Annotated in this window: 3 protein-coding genes; all 3 read right to left on the bottom strand. The window is 45.0% G+C overall.

What is annotated here, in order from left to right; translation table 11 throughout:
* Nucleotides 1-5: 5 nt before the first annotated feature.
* Nucleotides 6-944 (bottom strand): TauD/TfdA family dioxygenase, encoded by a 939-nt coding sequence (locus tag PNC201_RS03740; RefSeq protein WP_010604449.1) that lies wholly within the window; start codon nt 942-944, stop codon nt 6-8.
* Nucleotides 944-9,553, bottom strand: a complete 8,610-nt coding sequence (locus PNC201_RS03735) for a non-ribosomal peptide synthetase (protein ID WP_102056219.1) — start codon at nt 9,551-9,553, stop codon at nt 944-946. Before PNC201_RS03735 ends, PNC201_RS03740 begins: the two co-directional genes overlap by 1 nt.
* Before the next feature lie 61 nt (nt 9,554-9,614).
* The gene (locus PNC201_RS03730) at nt 9,615-19,424 is read right to left on the bottom strand and encodes a non-ribosomal peptide synthetase (protein WP_102056218.1); all 9,810 of its coding nucleotides are present in this window, start codon (nt 19,422-19,424) and stop codon (nt 9,615-9,617) included.
* Between the last annotated feature and the right edge of the window lie 4 nt (nt 19,425-19,428).

Below are 19,428 nucleotides of genomic sequence, written 5' to 3'. Positions count from 1 at the left end.
TGAAGTTAGGCCATGCCTACAAGCACTTTCCTGGCACCTTCAAAAGGTTGCCGGCCATGGGTAAAACGTAAGTTATCTAGCAGTAAAACATCGCCTTTTTGCCAATTGAAATGGAACATTTCCTGTTCATAAATTTCCCGGATTTTTGCCAAATCAGCTTCCGGAATGTCACTGCCATCTCCAAAGTAGGTATTTCTTGGTAATCTTTCAGTGCCAAACATTGATAAAAAACTCTGTTTAGTTTCAGGGTCAAGGCTTGAAATGTGGAATAAATGAGCTTGATTAAACCAAACTTTAAAGCCATGTAGCGGGTGTTCAATTGCAGCTTGATTAACCTGCTTGGTCCGCAACTCATTATCAAACCATTCAAATTCAAAACCGTTTTCATGACAAAAACGTTCAACATCCTCTTTACTGTCGGTTTGAAATACTTCAGTCCAAGGCAGATCAATGTCGCTATAGTTTCGTACATACATGATTTGCTTAGATTCAAATTTGGCACGGATCTCCGCTGGTAATTTTTCATATACCGCACGACTGTCAGCCAACGGTGTCGCTCCGCCTTTTCCTGCCGGTAACATACAGAAAAAACCTAATTTTTGAGGCCATTTATTCGCATAAGAACATTCATTATGCTGCGGTATCACTTCGTCATGGTGATACTCAGTGGCAGTGTAAACATTTCCTCTAAGTTCGGTCCTAGGCGTCGAGCGGTATTGGTACGAAGCTAACTCACAGCCAAACAACGTGCTAAGCGCTTGCCCAAACTGCTTACTACTCACAACGTTTAAACCTCGAATGAGCAGCATTCCGTGCTCATCTAACATGCCATTGAGTTGCTCCTTATGCTGTGTCACCCAATCGAGTGATTTCATACCTGACAACTCGACTTCAAGTAGTACTTCTCTATCTCGTGCTTCGGGTAGTGGTTTAGTCTTTAACATTATCCAGTTACTCCTTCATTTTTCTTATTCTTTCGCTTTAAACTCTGTTTTATTAGATCGGCTATCATGACTACAGCATCACCTTCGAGTAAACCGGCATGTGTGGTCTCAAATTCATGCACCTTCAGCGGCTGTTTAAAGGCCTGAGTAAATGACGCAGGCTCAATCACCCCGCCTTCTGAAGCAGTCGCTTTAAACAACTCAACGGCTAAATCTAATGGTTCTTGCATCGCCTGAGCAGTCGCCAAACTACGCCCTAAATCAACCCCAAATTGCAACGCTGCGGTTAGCACATCGCGTGAAAGTGGGAAATCAGGTTGTGAGGAAAATATTGACTCAATGATGGCTTGCATCAGCTCATCGTAGCTGTAGCTACAAGTTGGTGCTAATTTCGTGGCGATATGCTTATCAATATAGCGAGCGCTATTTAACAGATAATCATGGTTACTTTTCACTTTTCGAGATATGCCTATCGGAAGTGAATCTATCATGCCTAAATAGGCAACATTCCGGCCTCGTTGCTGTAACGTAGCAGCAACCAAGTGCGCGAGTGTGCCACCAGCAGACCAACCTATGATCCTATAAGGCCCCTTTGGTTGCGTAACGAGGATTTCTTCTACATAACGCTCAGCTAGTTGCTTTGCAGAATCAAATCGATAGTCAGATTGGTAATTGTATGGCGCTTGTAACCCTAGTAGCTGATATTCAGGCTGCAATTTAGCTCCCAACTGGCGATAGTTATCAACACGCCCCCCATATGGGTGAATCGCGAAGATAACTTCTTCAGCTTGTTGCCCCAATAAAACAACTGACTCTGGCTGTTTCGGTGCTTGGCCTTGACCTTCAACCAATTCCACGACCCCAGCAATGGTATTGATTTTGCTCATTTGCTGAGCTGCTATTGTGATCCCCTGCTTCTTCAACAAGCCAATCACCAAAATCATTTTTACGGAGTCACCACCTAAATCATAAAAGTTTTCTTCGACTCCTATCGTTTCAGCATCGCAGCCCAAATATTGCGCCCAAGCTCGAGCAACGGTTAATTCCAAAGGCGTTTCAGCTCGTTTTTTCTCAACATTCTTTTGTACACTTGGCAATGCACTTTTATCTACTTTTCCGTTGCTTTTTAATGGGATATCTTCCACAAAAACAATCGCACTTGGTACCATGTAGTGAGGTAGCCATTGCTGGGCAAGATTTAATAGATTACTTTGTTGCTCTACAGCCCCAGCTTTGAGCTTGATGTAGGCCACCAAAGTTTGCTCGCTGTTAAGTATGACAACGGCGGTACTAACACTAGGTGAGCGCAGTAAAGTTAGCTCGATCTCTTCCAGTTCAACGCGGAAACCACGAACTTTGATTTGATTATCTTTACGTCCGACATATACCAAATCTCCACTTTCATCTCTATATACCAAATCCCCCGTGGCGTAACGACGCGAACTATCGGACGCCCAAGGGTCAAGAGTGAAATACTGATCCGTTAACGACGATTGTTTTATGTATCCTAAAGCAACACCGCTTCCTGATAAGTACAGCTCACCTACGATGCCATCAGGCACCAACTCTTTGTTATCATCCAGCACACAAGCTCGCATTCCTGAAATAGGGCGACCTATCGCTATTGGCTTAGCATCCACATCATTAATAACCTGTGTACATGCCCCAATGGTAGTCTCTGTTGGACCATAGTGATTAATTACTTCCACGCCATCATTAAGTAGCGTGCGAATGACTTGACGAGCATCGGATTGAATAGCTTCACCACCCACGAATACATGGTTTAGCGATGTTAATTTTCCATCATAATGCGTTAACAGTGCAGCCAATAGACTCGGAGTCAGCTTAATCACATTAATCTCACGTGCAAGGATATGCTGGGTAAAACTATCACCGCTTTGGATCAACTCTCGACTACCTATATCTACACTGCCTGCTGTCGCCAACGCTAGAAGTATCGAGGTGTAACCCAAATCTGTGGCAAATGAAGTAAGGAGAGCAAAGCGACTATGTTGGGCAATCGCGTGTCGAGATAACATGGCATCAACGTAATGGCTTATGTTGCCATGACTCACGGCCACTCCTTTAGGGTTACCAGTTGTGCCCGACGTGTAGATAATATAAGCGATATCATTAGCGTGAGGGATGTCCCCCTCAAACTCGATATGTTCAGAAGCTAGTTTTGTTATGCATAGCTGTCGTTGAGACTTGGTCATTGCATGTTGAGTCGTGGGCTCAGTGAGCGTTAGGTCTAGCTGTGCATCTTGAGCAATGAAAGCTAGACGCTCTGCTGGCCATTCCTTTTCCAATGGCACAAATGCAGCGCCAACTTTAAATGTCGCTATAATTGAAGCTAAATAACCCACGCCCTTTTCGAGACAAATTCCAACCCGACTTTGTTTACCGATACCGTTTTCTGATAACTGTGTAGCGATTTGATTAGCAATTGTATTTAATGCTCGATAATTCGTACTTACCCCATGGCTATAAACAGCTTCAGCCTCTGGATAACTGGCAAATTGATGCTTTAAGGTAGCAATAAAACTCGGGGAAGTTTGCGTTTGTCGGCCATAACCACTGTTCACTAAAACAGCTTGTTGCTGCGCTTTGGTTAGCCAAGCTAATGTCGATATTGGCTTATCTGATCCGTGTGACATGGCCGTAAGGATTTCGCCTAGGCAGCTACGAAGCTGTTCTATCCCGTGTTTTGAATAATGATTACTATGGTACTCGAACTTAATCTTGAGTACCTCGCCATGAGAGGCTATCAAAGAAAGAGGGAAATTGTTGCCTTGCTGCGATTCAATATTTTTGATTTGCAGTGACTGCTCTGTGTGCCTACTCGCATCGGATAAAGAGCGCGGATAGTTCTCAAATACTAATAAGCTATCAAATAGGCCGCGACCGGCATGTTCACTAGATAACTTTTGAATTTTTGATAACGGAAAATAACTGTATTCATCTCTTTCAATATAATCTGATTGGAGCTGTAGTAACAGCTCAGATACGCTCTGCTCTGAGTCAAGAGAGATGACCGCGGGCACTGTGTTAATAAATAGCCCCACCATTGACTCTACCCCATTCAAATCTGCAGGGCGGCCGGATACGGTTGTACCAAACGTAACCTGTTTACTGCGGTTTGCTCGACTCAACAATAAAGCCCAAGCAGCTTGCAATACAACATTCAGGGTGGTGCGCGTTTGCTTTGCAAGCAGAGTTAACGCATTAGTTTGCTCGACTGTTAGTTGTAAATATTCCCTCGCAACCACATAGTCAGGCTGCTCTAGGTAACGAGAAAAAGGTAAATGACTTCGTTCAGTAATTTGACCCACTTGAGTACGCCAAAACTGCTCAGCTTTATCACTATCTTTACTTTGTAGCCAGGCGATGTAATTTTTGTAAGGCACGGCTGGCGATAGTTGTATATCTCGCTTGTTACTTAATGCATGATAAATCGCTAATAGCTCGGAGAAAACAATACCAGAACACCAACCGTCGATTAATGCATGGTGCTGAGTCCACAAAAGCTGATAGTGTTGGGGCGCCAATTGCCAAACGGTTACTCGTACTAAAGGTGGCATATTGACATTAAAGCCTTCCGCCTTGTCTTCAGCACGCATTTGATTGACTATCGCTTGTTGTTCCGCCACATCTAGTTGACTTAAATCAAACTCTTGCCAAGGTAATGTCACCTGTTGATGGACAATCTGATTGATTATTCCTAGCTCTGACGTTCTAAATCCAGTTCGAAAAATGTCGTACCTATCTACCAGACACTGCCAAGCAGCACGCAGATGGCCGAGATCAACCTCACCAATCACTTCCATAAATAGCTGGTTGGCGTATGCACCACGCTCCAAGTTACTATGGTATAGCATCCCTTCTTGCATTGGCGTTGTCGCATAAATATCTTGAATAGCTTGGCCTTGCGTCCAGCTTTTTAGCTCTTGCGGCTGGACAGTTGCCAATGGAAAATCCGACGCCGTAAAAATACCGGCTTCAACATCACAGCAGTGCTGAATAATCTCTTCTAAACTTCTGACAATTAGCTGGTTTAACTTTTGGAGAGACTCGCTGGAGTAACCGTTTTTGTCATAGCTCAAGTTGAACTGTAATTGCTCGGCCAAAATTTTACCGTTGAAGCTAAGCCCGTGTGTTAACTTTCTATGAGGGCTGATAGCTCGCCCGGTACCTTCCTCTACAGCAAACAATAGCGATTGCTCATTGATCACCTGCTTAAATTGGCCTAGATAGTTGAATACAATTTCAGCGTGAGGTTCAACATTACTCCCCAACAGACCTGCCCGAGCTAATAACCCAAAGCCGAGTCCTTTATTTGGAATGGCACGGTATTGCTCTTTTACTGCACAAATTAGCGCTTCAAGATCTCCATCAGGCGCTTCTAATGTAAGTGGGTATGAGGTAGTAAACCAGCCGATAGTGCGACTGAGATCATGGCCGCTATCAAGCTCTTCGCGACCATGCCCCTCTAAATCTATGCGCATGATAGACTGTTCCGACCAAAGACTAAAACCACGTAATAGCGCTGCAATGAGTAGCTCATTTATTTGTGTTCTATAAGTGCTATTAGCTCGTTGCAACAACAAGCTTGTATAATCCTTATCCAATGCAAACTGTAAACTACCAACAAACTCATTACTTATGTATGCCTCACTCGTCTCACCGCGCCGATAACTAGGTACAGGTAGCGCTAACCGCTCTCGCCAATAAGCAATCTCGTTGGCGTTCTGTTCTAGATTTGGCCATGAGTCTAAATACTCGCACCATGTTTGATAAGCGGTGGTCTTTTGCCCAAGCTCAAATAGAGCATGATGAGTGGGCTCTTGGCTCTTATCTAAACAGCGCTCAAAGTCTTCCAGCAGAATACGCCAAGAGACTCCATCTATAATAAGGTGGTGGCAAATAATCAGCAGACGCTGCTGCTGTTTTGGATCAGTAAACAAGACCACCTTGAATAAGGGGCCAACTGTAATGTTGAGGCTTTGCTGTAACTCATCCGCAATACCTGTAATTGAATTTAAATTATCAACATTGATTACGCTTAGTACTGCGTCAATATCAAAACTTGAAGTGTCAGCAAACTCACCAACCCAACCAGTATCTTGATGTTTAAAACGCAACCTCAGTGCATCATGCTGGACCACTAAGCATGTAACAACTTGGGTCAGAAACTCTTTAGTTAACTGGATTTGGCAACCGAGCATAACAGCCTGATTAAAATGATTTAGTCCAGCCTCATCCATAAAAAAAGCTTGATGAATAGGCAGTAATGGTAAGGTTCCAGCACTTGCCTGCTGTGAGACCTGCTGTACTTGTGAAGTCGAAACATGGGCAGCCAGTGCAGCTATGGTTTGGTAGGAGAACAACTGCTTAACAGAAAAGTACAATCCAACCCTTGCCGCTCTCGACACTAGCTGTATAGACAAGATCGAATCACCACCCAGTTCAAAAAAGTTACTCGTAACACTTAGGTGTTGTGGTGAAAGTCCCAGCAACTGAGCATACAACTCAACCAGTTGATGCTCTATATCATTGCTTGGCGCTTGGTATGATTCTTGTTGCGCCAACATATCTATTTTGGGTAGTGCCTGTTTATCAACCTTGCCACTTTGGGTGACAGGCAGTGCATCAAGCACAGCAAAACCTGCAGGGATCATATAATTGGGCAAACGCTCATGCAGTTGTGCTTTCACCGATGCAATAAGTTCACCGTCAGAGCCAACTACCTCATTGCTCGCTACGATGTAGGCTAGCAACCTACGCTGTCCCGCAGCCAATTCTTCAACAACTACTTCTGCTGCGGTTACACCAACAGCTAACAGTAGTTGCTGCTTAACTTCCTCAAGCTCAATCCGGAAGCCTTTAATACTCACTTGATCATCAATACGTCCCAGATATTCAAATTCTCCGCGGCTATTTTGCCGCGCAATATCTCCAGTAAAATACCACCGCCCCGCCCCAAAAGGGTTCGTGATAAATTTTTGCAAAGTCAGCTCTGATTTATTCAAATAACCTAAAGCCAACCCACTTCCCGCTATCACTAACTCTCCACACAAGCCTTTCGGTAAAGGTTGACCGTCGCGACTCAAGACAAATAGTTGGGTGAAATCTACAGGAGTACCAATTGTGACCTGATGCTGGGGTTTTAGCTCAGCAATACTGGCACACACTGTAGACTCGGTGGGCCCATACGCATTAAACATAGGGTATCGCCCAGCCCACTGCTCGGCCAAACCTTCATCGCAAGCCTCGCCTCCGACCAACAGAGCTTTAAAATCATAATTATCATGATAAGGAAGGTGGCGAAGAAGTGTCGGCGGCAACAGTGTGTGAGTAATACTTTGTTGCTGTAAAAACGAGCTTAGCTGTGCAGGATCGGTTTTACATTGCGGATCGCAAAAATGTAGACTGCCACCATTTAATAATGCCCATTGCCATTCCATGATAAAAGCATCAAAGCTAATAGTGGCAAATTGTAGTACTCGGCAATTAGAGTCAATTGCAAATCGCTGTCCCATATAGAGCCCAAATTGCAAAGCACTTTGCTGCGAAATGACAACGCCTTTGGGATTGCCTGTCGAACCCGAAGTGTAAATCACATAACTTGGTAGTGTAGATGGGTCACCTTGGTGGGGCTCAAAGCCTTCAGTAACATAATGATTTAATATTCGTTGCTCAAAATCATCATCGAAACATATGACCTTGAGGCCATCACGCTTGTCGAGCCCTATCTTTTCTTCCGATGTGATCACCAATGACACTGATGCATCATCAAAAATATACTGTAACCTCGCCTTAGGTAAATCAGGTGAGACAGGTAAATAGGCTGCTCCAAGCTTCATAATGCCCAAAATAGTATATATTAAGCGCTCATTCTGAATCATACTTACAGCCACAATATCGCCAGCACCTACCCCCAACTCTTGAAGATGTATAGCCATTTGTGTCGAGGCGCTATCAACTGTTTGATAGCTAATGTGGTTATTTTGCGATATTAACGCGGTTTGGTTATGAAGCTTTTGGGCCTGCGCACTAAAATGAAGATGAACATGATCTGCTAGTGGCTGACCTTCAAACTGCGGTTGGTTGGGAGTAACTAGCTTCGTGCGCTCAGCATCAGTGATCATATTGATGCGACTTAAGGGCAAACTAAGATCATCGCAATTTAATAGGGAGATTAGGGTACATTCAAAAAATTCAGCAAATTGTGTTATCGTTTCAGGCTTAAAAATAGCACTATCATAAACCCATTTGATTTGGCCACCTTGCTCACCCAAAGCAACGTTAATATCTATATCAAATTTAGCTACCACCCCTTTGCGCTCAATAGGTAGTAACTCAAGGTGAGGTAGCTCTAATGCAGTGTTTTGACCGCTCGTTGTACTTAGCAGTACCTGAAATAATGGGGTGTATTGGGCGCTTCTGGCTGGCACGCAATGCTCAACTATCTGCTCAAAAGGAATATCTTGATTAGATTGAGCATCTAAATTAACTTCTTTAATGTGCTCAAGATATGCATTAATACTAGACGCATCGACATTTGCTTTTAAAACGAGCGTATTAACAAAAAAGCCAACCACTTGCTTCAACTCTGACTTCATTCGGTTAGCGGCTGGCGTTCCCACCACAAATTCGGCTTGGTTACTACAGCGTGCCATCATAAGATTCAGCACCGCATGAAATAACATGAATGGAGTCAGTCCATGCTCCTTTGCAAACATCAACGCTCGACGGCTTACGCTGCCTTCGAGTCGTCTGGAAAGTTTAAGGCCTTGATAGCGTTTAAAATCTGGCCGTGGATAATCCATGGGTAGACGATGAACGGCAGGCATTCCTTCAAGTTGATGCTGCCAATATTCAAGTTGCTTTTGCAACACTTGCTGATCCAAGTGTTGGCGTTGCCAAAGTGCAAAATCACCGTATTGTATCTCCGGTTCAACGACACTCGCTGGGCGGTCATCAAGTTGAGCCTGATATTCTGCCACAAATTCACGCGTGACAATTTCCATCGACCAACCATCAGAAGCAATATGGTGCATACTAAACAGTAATACCCCAACAGCCTGTTCTTGCTCGCGTGGCATAGAGATATAACTTGCTCGGAGCATCACATCGGTACTTAAATCGAACGGTTTTTCACATTCGCGCTGGAGTAACTCCTCCATCGTATTCGCATTTGGTGCACATTCGTCACGGCTCAAGTCGTAAACTGTCATTGCAAATTCAGGAGTCGCTTGAATAATCTGAATAGGCTCTCCGTCCTTGTCATCATATGTCGTTCGAAGCACTTCATGGCGGGTGATGATCTGTTGTATTGCCTGTTGGGCCGCCACAACGTTAAACTCTCCTCTAACGGTGAAGCCTCCGGAGATATTATATTCTGCGCCCTGGTCAGAAAGCTTATCGAGAAACCACAGGCGTTGCTGTGCAAACGATAAAGGCAAGGTGTTAGACCCTATTTGCCGAGCTGTAATTTTGCTTTGTTTCTTAGCCAACATCTGGGCGCGCTTTTGCTCTGCCAACTTTTTAATCAGCGCGGCTCGCTTGCGATTTGACTCTGCCACTGACTGTGTATTCTCAATATCCATTTTCGTTATACCTATTTTGTTATGCGCTATATCCGGAGGTGACGATAATTCAAAGTAGCCGTTACTCGTCACACAGCTCCTGATAAAGCTTTTCTATTTCTTCATCAGACATATCTGCTAGCTCAGCTTCAGCGGCCGCGAGCTCGTCTTCATCTAAATGAAGTAAAGCATCAACTTGGTCAGCCAAATCGCATAGTACGGGTGAGCTAAAAATTTCTTTTATAGATAAGTCAACAGGAAAGGTTTCATTAACTTTGGTCACTAGTTGTACCGCTAATAGCGAATGTCCACCCAGTTCAAAGAAGTCGGCATTAATGCTGATCTCCTCTGCCGATAAGTGCAGTAGTTCGGCCCAGATGGTCAGCAGCTTTTTCTGCGTATTATTTTGCGCAGGCGAATATTCACCGGTTAGTGCTGCAAGGTTAGGTTTAGGCAACGCCTTTCTATCTACCTTACCATTACGATTGACAGGTATATGACCAATACTCGTTATCGCATTGGGTTGCATGTAACTGGGTAGTGTTTGAGCCAGTTGTTTTTTAACTGCTGCAACAACCGCCTGTTCGGACTGTCGTTCGCGGATCTGTAAGTATGCAATAAGGAGCTTTTCTTCTCCCTGCTCCTGCCACACTTTTGTGACACAATCGAGTACATCAGGGTGGTGTAAGATCTGTTGTTCTATCTCACTTAGCTCGACACGGTAGCCACGTATTTTTACTTGGTTATCTTTACGACCTACAAACTCTATATCACCATGCTTGTTATAACGCACCACATCACCAGTTCGATATAGTCGCTCTGATTCTCCGCTGTAGAGTTGTCTTGAGAAAAAATGTCCATTGGTAAGCTCAGCATTGTCCATATAGCCTCTTGCCACACCAACTCCACCAATGTGCAACTCCCCCTCACAACCTTGTGGTGTTAGGTGCCCATAATGATCCATTACGTAAAGGTTGACATGACCCGCCGGACGACCAATAGGTGCAACCTGAAAGCTATCATCCGCTTTGATTTCATAGTGACTACTCCAAACTGTCGCCTCTGTTGGCCCATATTCGTTAAAAAATCGAGCCCCCTGACTCCATTGGCTTTCAAAATGCAACTGTTGAAGATCTTGCTCTACTCCTTCTCCACCAGTGATCACTAATCTTAGCTGGCTTGGTAGCGCAGCCATTAGGTTGGCATACTGTAATAACGCCCGATACATTGTCGGTAAAATCGCCAAGTGAGTAATATCACTTGCCATGATGTACCGGTAAACGGCTCCAATATCGACCACATCACTATCTTTGACGATATGTAGTTCAGCACCTTGTGCTAACACTGAAAAAATACCTAATAAACAAGAGTCAAAATAGATAGATGAAAGAGACAAGAAGCGCCCTGCTGGTACTCGATAAGCATCTAGACGACTCTGTGTTGCAGCGATGATTTGCCGATGCTCAATTTGTACACCTTTAGGTTCGCCACTTGAACCAGAGGTATACATGATATAAGCCAAATCCGTATTGTGACCTCCAATTTCTGGATTTATGTTTGAGCATTGTGTGATTAATTGATTGGTCGCAACACTATCAATATAGGCGACGGCCAGTGCTGGGATTTGTCGCAATATGGGCTCAAATTGCTGATGACTCAGCACTAAATGAACTTTTGCATTGCTAATAATAAATGCACGTCGCGCTTGTGGCTGCTCCGGATCCAAAGGCGTGAAAACTAAACCAGCTTTAGCAACTGCATACATTGCAATTACCATATCACTACATCTCTCCATGCAGATCCCAACCGTTGCTTGACGCGGTAACTCCAATTTGAGTAAGTAGTTGGATAGCTTGTTAACAGCTGAATTTAGCTCCTGATAATTATAGCTCTGTGTATCAGAAACCAGTGCAATCGCCTCTGGAGTTCGTGTTACCTGGTACTCAAGAAACTGATGAACTTGTTGTATCCTTGTTGGTGCAAGCTCTGGCCCTCGGCTCATTGCCACTAATGCTTGCTGTGTTTGCTCATTGAGCAGATCGATATCACTTAATGCGATCCGTGGATTGTGTGCAACTTGATGAAGGATACGTATAAAGTAGCTCGAGAATCGCTCAATCGTATCTGCATCAAATAACGCAACATCATAGGTCCAGTTGATGACCCACTTTCCTCCGGCAAATACCACACCAAGATTCAAGTCAGTTTTAGCAATCGTGCTTTGTTGTTCTAACGGGGTAAATTCCAGCCCTTCAATCCCCGCAACAGATTGGCCGATATTGTTCAAGTTCAAAACAACTTGTACTAGTGGCGTGTGACTGCTAGTGCGTAGTAACTTACATAAATCTACGAGTTGCTCAAATGGCACATCTTGATGTGCTTGAGCGTCCAAATTGACCGTACGAATATGCTCTAGAAGTCCATTAAAACTCTCTTGCTGTACTTGAGTTCGCAGAACCAGAGTATTTACAAATAGTCCTATTAGTGGCTCAACTTCAACATTCGTTCGATTGGCGATAGGGCAACCAATAACCACATCCTGCTGTCCACTTAATTTGCTAACTAAAAATGCCAAGGCTGCATGAAATAGCATGTACATCGATACATTATGCTGACTCGCCACTTTCTCTAATTGCTGAACTATTTCGCCAGATAAACAACTCTCATAAATTGCTCCTTGCTGTGCTCTGACTGAAGGTCGAGGCCTGTCCAATGGCAGGTTATGGATGCTTGGCACATCTTGTAGTTGTGTACGCCAATATGCTAATTGCTCAGCTAAAAATACATCATCCAATCGCTGTCGTTGCCAGTACGCAAAATCACTATATTGAATACTCAATGCAGGTAACTGCGGATCAACTCCCGCCTCGATAGCCTGGTAACAATGGATAAACTCAGACATCAAGATACCCATAGACCATGCATCTGCAGCTATATGATGGAGATTAAACAACAGTATCCCCTGTTCGCTACTTCGGCAGATATAATGGATTTCAAATGGCGGTTGTTCTTCGAGTACGAATACTCGTTGATAGAAAGAACGTAGCAGATCAATAATGCTATCTTTTTGTTGTTGCTCAGATAAATGAGTTAGATCAGAAACCGTCAGCCTGACTTGCCAGCTTTCTTGCACTTCTTGATATGCCGTTTGGCCATCAAATTGATATTGAGTTCTAAGTACCGCGTGCCGATTTACTAAATACTGCAACGCTTGCTCTGCCACTTGCAGTGCAAACTTTCCTGTTACTTGATACGCTAGTGGCATATTGTACTGATTACTAGGACTTACTTGCTCGACAAACCATAGACGCTGTTGAGCATAACTAAGTGGGATCTGCTTTCCTTTAGGTGCCGGTGTTATTGCCCCCAGACTGGCTTTACCATGATTATCTATATGCTGCGCTAGCAATTGAATCGTGCTGTTTTCAAAAACTGCTTTCAACGCTATCGTCAAGCCAAAAGTCGCCTCAACTTGGCTAACCAAACGAGTTGCTAAAAGCGAATGTCCGCCCAACGCAAAAAAGCTATCTGTAACACCGATTGTTGTCACATTTAATAGACCTTGCCAGATTTCTAGGAGCTGACGCTCTGTCTCTGTACTCGGAACAACTTGCATCTGATCATTTTGGTAAGTGGGTTCAGGCAAGGCGCTGTATTGTAGTTTACCATTGATAGTGAGAGGCCAATTTTCGACGGTAACAAAGTGACTAGGAACCATATAATCAGGTAAATGATCACTTAAATAGACTTTAATCTGTTCAAGCTGTGACGGTTTAACAGCTCGACAACCAACATTAAGATAAGCAATCAACCGTTGTTGTAGTTCAGTGCCTTTGACCAGTACGATCGCATCATCAACTTCAGGGCGGTTGCGCAGTAGACTGGCGATTTCATCCACTTCAACTCGGAACCCACGAATCTTAACTTGCTTATCTTTACGTCCCAAACCAACCAAGCGACCGTCAGCGAGATACTTTGCCAAGTCACCGGTTCGGTATGCGCGTTGACCATCATACTCCACAAACGCGGCTTTCGTTTGTTCTGGGCGTAACAAATACCCTGCTGCCACATTACTACCCACAACCAAAACCTCACCTACAGCTCCCGTAGGAACACGTTGTAGTTGCTCATCAACGAGTAATACGTGGTTGTTGGTTATCGCCTGTCCGAGTGTTATGACACCTCGTGCGACATCCTCTTTAATATTACTGTATAGAACATCGGACATAACCTCGGTGGAGCCGTAAAGGTTATAAAACTCCACTTCATCCAGCCATTTACAGCATCGCTCAGCAAGGCTCAAAGACAGTGCTTCACCACTAATAAACCAGTAGCGCAAACTGCTAAGCGTCGAGCGATACTGCGCTTCCGATATTACTAAACTCTGCAAATGAGAAGGCGTAGTAACTATTCTGGTGATTTTATGTTTTTCAATAGCTGCGACGAATAAATTGTTATCTTTCACCTGCTCTCGTGGCAATAAAACAACGGGTTTGATTGCAGCTAAGCTGACGTAAAACTCCCACATACCGCGTATAAACGCCATTGAGGTCATCATCACGGTTACTTCATTTGAGGCCAGTGGAAAACGCTGTAACATCCAACTGACTCTGTTAACTACAGCACCGTGAGTCCCTAACACCCCTTTGGGCTTACCCGTCGAGCCCGAGGTGTAGATAATGTGCGCAATATCATCACTAAAGACTTCAACGTCTGGATTTTCTCCGCTGTATTGGTCCAGCGTGCTTTCTCTCAATAGACTGCTACAGTCCAATGTTGCGCGCCCAAAAAATGATGCCTCTGTTTGCTCATCATGTAATAGCAAAGTAATGTCTGCATCTTCTGCTTGCAACTTCAATCGTGATGCAGGCAGTTCAACAGACAATGGAACCAGTGTTGCTCCTGCCTTTAATACAGCAAGCATAGCGATTATCCGCGTGGCGTTTCGCTGGCAATGTATACCTACCGTTTGACCCTTACTGATAGCATGTTGCTTAATCAGATAATGAGCCAACTTGTTGGACTGTTCGTTTAACTCTTCAAATGACAGCTTTTGCTCTGCATAATGTAATGCACCACTAGCTGCGTGCTTACTCAAATTAAGTTCAAATAATTGATGAACTGAGCTGACTTCATGCTCACAAAGAGTAACTGCGGCATTCTCTTTTAGAGGTTGCGACCACTTAAGCTGTGCAACGTTAAGTTGTGGATTTGCTGCAACCTGATACAACGTACTACTAAATTCATTCGCCAAAGCAGTAATGGTTGAGCAGTCAAACAATGCCGCATTGTAAGCAAAAATAAACTTCAACCCTGAGTGAGTCGGTCGCAGATATAAAGTAATGTCGTACTTACTGTCAAACTCTTGCTGTGCGGAAAAAGCACTCACTTCGAGTTGGCTTTCTGTTGACAATGCTAGTTGTTCATTGGCCATATTGATAAACAACTGAAAGATAGGAGCATGTGTCAAGGAACGCTCTGGATTCAATTGTTCGACTAGTAATTCAAACGGAACCTCACTGTGAGCATGTATCTCCATATGGGTTTGCTTGGCTTTGCGCAGCAATTCACCGATGGGTTGTTGTGTATCAAACTGAGTACGCACGACTAGTGTATTTAGAAATAAGCCAATCATATTCTGACAGGACTTATTATTACGATTGACCGCAGGCATCCCCATTACAACATCCTGCTCACGACTGAATCTACCTACAGTAACCGCGAACATAGTCTGTAAGAGCATAAACAGAGTGCTTTGGTGCTGCTGAGCAAATAGCTCTAGTTCATTAACGATATCTGGTGCAATGGTTCTATCTACTCTTGCTCCGCTGAACTGATCAGGAGCTCGATTACGGTCTAGGGGAATACTATGTAATGGCGGCGCTTGATCTAGATGACTCAGCCAAAAATCAAGTCCGTGTTGCAACCGCTCTCCACCTAGGTAACGACGTTGCCAACTTGCAAAGTCTGCATACTGTATCGTCAATGGCTCCAGAGTGGGTGCTTGCGCTGAGCTTATCGCGTCATAGAATGCCATGATATCGTTAAGAAGAATATTCAATGACCAACCGTCGCAAGCAATATGATGCACCACAATGGCCAATACATAATCATGCTTGCCAAGTTGCAACAACTGAACCTTTAACATGTGGTCACTTTGTAAGTTAAACGGCTGCAAGGCTTGGGCTGCGACATTAGCGTGTGCCTGATTAAGCTTTTCTTGCTCACTGCCATTTAACTCAAGCGTTGTTATCCGTGGCGCAAATGCTGGCAATATAACTTGTTGGGGTTCGCCATCTTGATCGAGCTGGTATACTGTTCTTAGTATCTCGTGACGCTTAATAACTGCTGCGATGGCCTGCTCAAGGGTATTAGTCTCTAATTGGCCACGGATTCTTAACGCCAATGGCATATTGAATTGTGCGTTTGGTTGAGTTGCTAATTGCTCAATAAACCAAAGACGCTGTTGTGCGTAAGATAGCGGTAGGGCTTGACCATCTCGAGGTAACGCTGGGATCTCTGGGTTGTTTTCTCCCAAACCAGATTGCTGCATAAGTACCGCTAAGCGGCGAATACTAGGATAACTAAAGAGTTCTTTGAGACCCAACTGCAGCTTGTAACGAGCGTTAATCTCGCTGATTATTTTCACTGCTAACAGAGAATTTCCCCCTAACCTAAAGAAATCACCCGTTACACTTAACTCCTCTAGTGGTTGTCGCAGTACCTCTGCCCATATCTCTACCAGCGCTCGCTCTACACTATTCTCCGCCGCTTCATATTCCTGCCCTATCTCCCCAATCTCGCTCGGTAGCGCACCCCTATCCAGCTTACCATTCGCCGTCAACGGCAAAGCATCTAGCAAACACCAACGACTCGGACACATATAACTGGCTAAACGCGCCGATAACGCACGCTCTAACTCCGCTATAAAAATGCCTTCATCTACTACCTCTCCTTCTGCAACAACATAACCCACCAACGTCGCATCCGCACCCTCTCCTTGCACCAACACCGCCGCCTGTTTCACCGCTGCTTGCTGTGCCAAAACACTCCTTATCTCTCCAAGCTCTATACGATATCCCCGCAGCTTGACTTGCTCATCCTTCCTTCCCAAAAATACCAACGCTCCCGACTCCAAGCGCCGTACCCTGTCTCCTGTTCTATACAACCTCGTATCCGCCAACCAAGGAACATACACAAATGACGCCGCCGTCCTGTCCGGATCTCCAACATATCCTTTCGCTACGCAAGGCCCTCCAACATAAAGCTCTCCTACGCCTCCTTTCGCTTGCAGCTCACCCCCTGCATCAACGACATACAGCCCTGTGTTCGCCATCGCATACCCTATCGGTATCTCTTCTCGCGTTGAATCCCCTGCCCTTAAATGCGCGCTTGCATCATATAAGCTACAACCTACCACCGTTTCCGTCGGACCATAGTGGTTATAAAGTTGACTTTCACTAAAGGTATCTTGCAACCGCGCAGCCAGCCCCTCCGTTAGCGTCTCCCCTCCTATCACCAGAACATGCGCTCCGCTGACCTTATCCCCATTCAGCAATTCAAGTAATGCCTCACAATGCATCGGCGTCAAACGATATAAACTCGCCTCTGAGCTCCCTCGTAACCGCTCGACTAATCCCTCCAACTCCTCTCCCCAAGGCGCTAAGTTCACGCACCCTCCCACCAAAAGAGGCAAATATAAACTCGGAACGCCTATATCAAATGCATGCGACGTCAACACATAGCTTCCTGTCAACTGCTCTTGATAGTACGCTTTTAGACCATAGCCACAGTAATCTATTAATCCTCTGTGACTTACCTCCACCCCCTTTGGCTTACCCGTCGACCCTGACGTATAAATCACATAGGCGCTATCCGCTAAGGTATGTGTCACTCCCACCGGATGGCTGTCATAACCCGATAAGCCCCACTCATCCTCATCCAGCATTAACACATCTACCCCTGAAACCGGTAAAATTTCTAATAAACATGTCGATACCAAAACCTGAGTCACATCCGCATCGTTAAATATATCTGCTAAACGTGCCGTCTGATTATCCGGGCTCAATGGGATATAGCTCGCACCCGTCGCCATCACCCCTAGCATCGCCACCAAGAGCGTGACATCTCGCGTCATCACCAACGCAACTCGCTCTCCTACCCCTATATCCTGCTCTTGAAGGTAATGTGCCAACTGATTCACGCGACTGTACAGCTCTCCATAGCTCAGTGCGTGTGATTCATCCCGTACCGCTATTCTCTCCGGCGTCTGCTGGGCTTGTCTCGCAAACTGCTCTACTACACTTTCTCCTCGCCGATAATCACAGGCCGCACCTACGCTCTCTTCTATCAAGCTTTGACGCATTTCATCGTCATACAAGGCTAAACTTTTGCAGCTACCTTGGGCTCCCTTCGCGATACTCTCCAATAGATACTCAAAGCTACGGGCATACGCCGCTATCGTCGCTTCTGTAAACAAGCTCTGTTGATACCGCCAATGGCATAGCAACTCGCCTTCTCCCTCCGAGCAAGTCAAATCCAAATCAAACCGTACCTGCTCTTGACTTTGTTGGAGTGGTTTCAGCCTCGCCTCTCCCAAACTCAACCCTTCATCGTCACTGCTGCGATGGTTCTGTAGCACCAACTTAACCTGACACAAGGGGTTATATGCTAAGCTTCTATCTGGGTTTAATGCCTCTACCAACAGCTCAAAAGGGAGCCCTTGATGCTGATAATCTGCCAGCGTATCTGCCTTTATCTGCGCCAATAACGCCGTAAATGGCTGCGCTAAATCAACCTGTGTTCGACTCACCAAGGTATTGATAAAAAACCCTATTAATGGCGACAATTCACTCTCACTACGCCCCGCTGTCGGTACGCCTAAGACGATGTCCGACTCACCGCTTAAGCGGCTCAATAACACCGCAAAAGCACCTTGCAGTACCATAAATAACGTGACACCTGCGCTTTGCGTTAGCGCTTGTAACCCTGCCAATGTCTCTTTGCCTATCCGACTACGCACATATCCAGAGGTAAATTCTTGCTTGGCTGGTCGCGGCTTATCTAATGGCAATCCGTGTAAGCTCGGCATGCCCGACAACCTAGCCTGCCAATACCTTAACAACTGTGCTTTGTTTTGCTCCGTTAACTGTTGCTGTTGCCAGTACGCGTAATCTCCATATTGGACCGGTAATTCAGGCACATCCGCTTCCCCGCCTGTTATCGCAGCTTGGTAAAATGCATTAAACTCTTTTATTAATAGCTGCATTGACCAACCATCCGATGCGATGTGATGCAACGTGAACAACAAAATATGCCGTGTTTGAGACTGTTTGATGATTTTTGTACGCAACATTAAATCTTGGCTTAGGTCAAAAACTTCTCGTGCCGCATCATCCACTTGCCGCTGCACTTCATCTTCACCACAATCAACCAAATTCACCACTTCTACCGTCACCGCTCGGGCTGGCATTACCCGCTGCATACACACTCCATCGTGGGCTTCGAAACAGGTTCTTAAGGCCTCGTGGCGGGCAACTATTTGGGTTAGACTGGCTTCTATGGCTGCAATATCCAGTACCCCATCACAGGCCAGTGCTGCTGCAACATTATAATGTTGACTACCTTCTAGCTTATCGATTAACCACAGCCGTTGTTGTGAAAATGACGCTGGGATCGCACCACTACGATCTATGGCACACAAGGGGATACTCGCCACTGACCTCCCTTGCTGCTTTCTCTCAAGAAAGTGCAATAACTGTTCTTTGTGCGTTTTTACTTGCTCTGCTAACTCAGCAGTCATGGCACCTTTTGGTGCTTTCACCTTTAAAGTACCGGAGTCAGAAGATAGCTGAATATTTTTTTGTTGTAGTTGATTAAGCAAATCAATCATTGGG

The organism is Pseudoalteromonas sp. NC201 (assembly GCF_002850255.1).
GTDB lineage: Bacteria > Pseudomonadota > Gammaproteobacteria > Enterobacterales > Alteromonadaceae > Pseudoalteromonas.
Note: the sequence above shows the minus strand (reverse complement) of the source record. Positions and strands in the feature narration are given on the sequence as shown.

What these genes read in the sequence shown, in the direction of transcription:
- PNC201_RS03740 (WP_010604449.1), bottom strand. Translation starts at nt 944, where the DNA reads ATGTTAAAGACTAAACCACTACCCGAAGCACGAGATAGAGAAGTACTA.
- PNC201_RS03730 (WP_102056218.1), bottom strand. Translation starts at nt 19,424, where the DNA reads ATGATTGATTTGCTTAATCAACTACAACAAAAAAATATTCAGCTATCT.
- PNC201_RS03735 (WP_102056219.1), bottom strand. Translation starts at nt 9,553, where the DNA reads ATGGATATTGAGAATACACAGTCAGTGGCAGAGTCAAATCGCAAGCGA.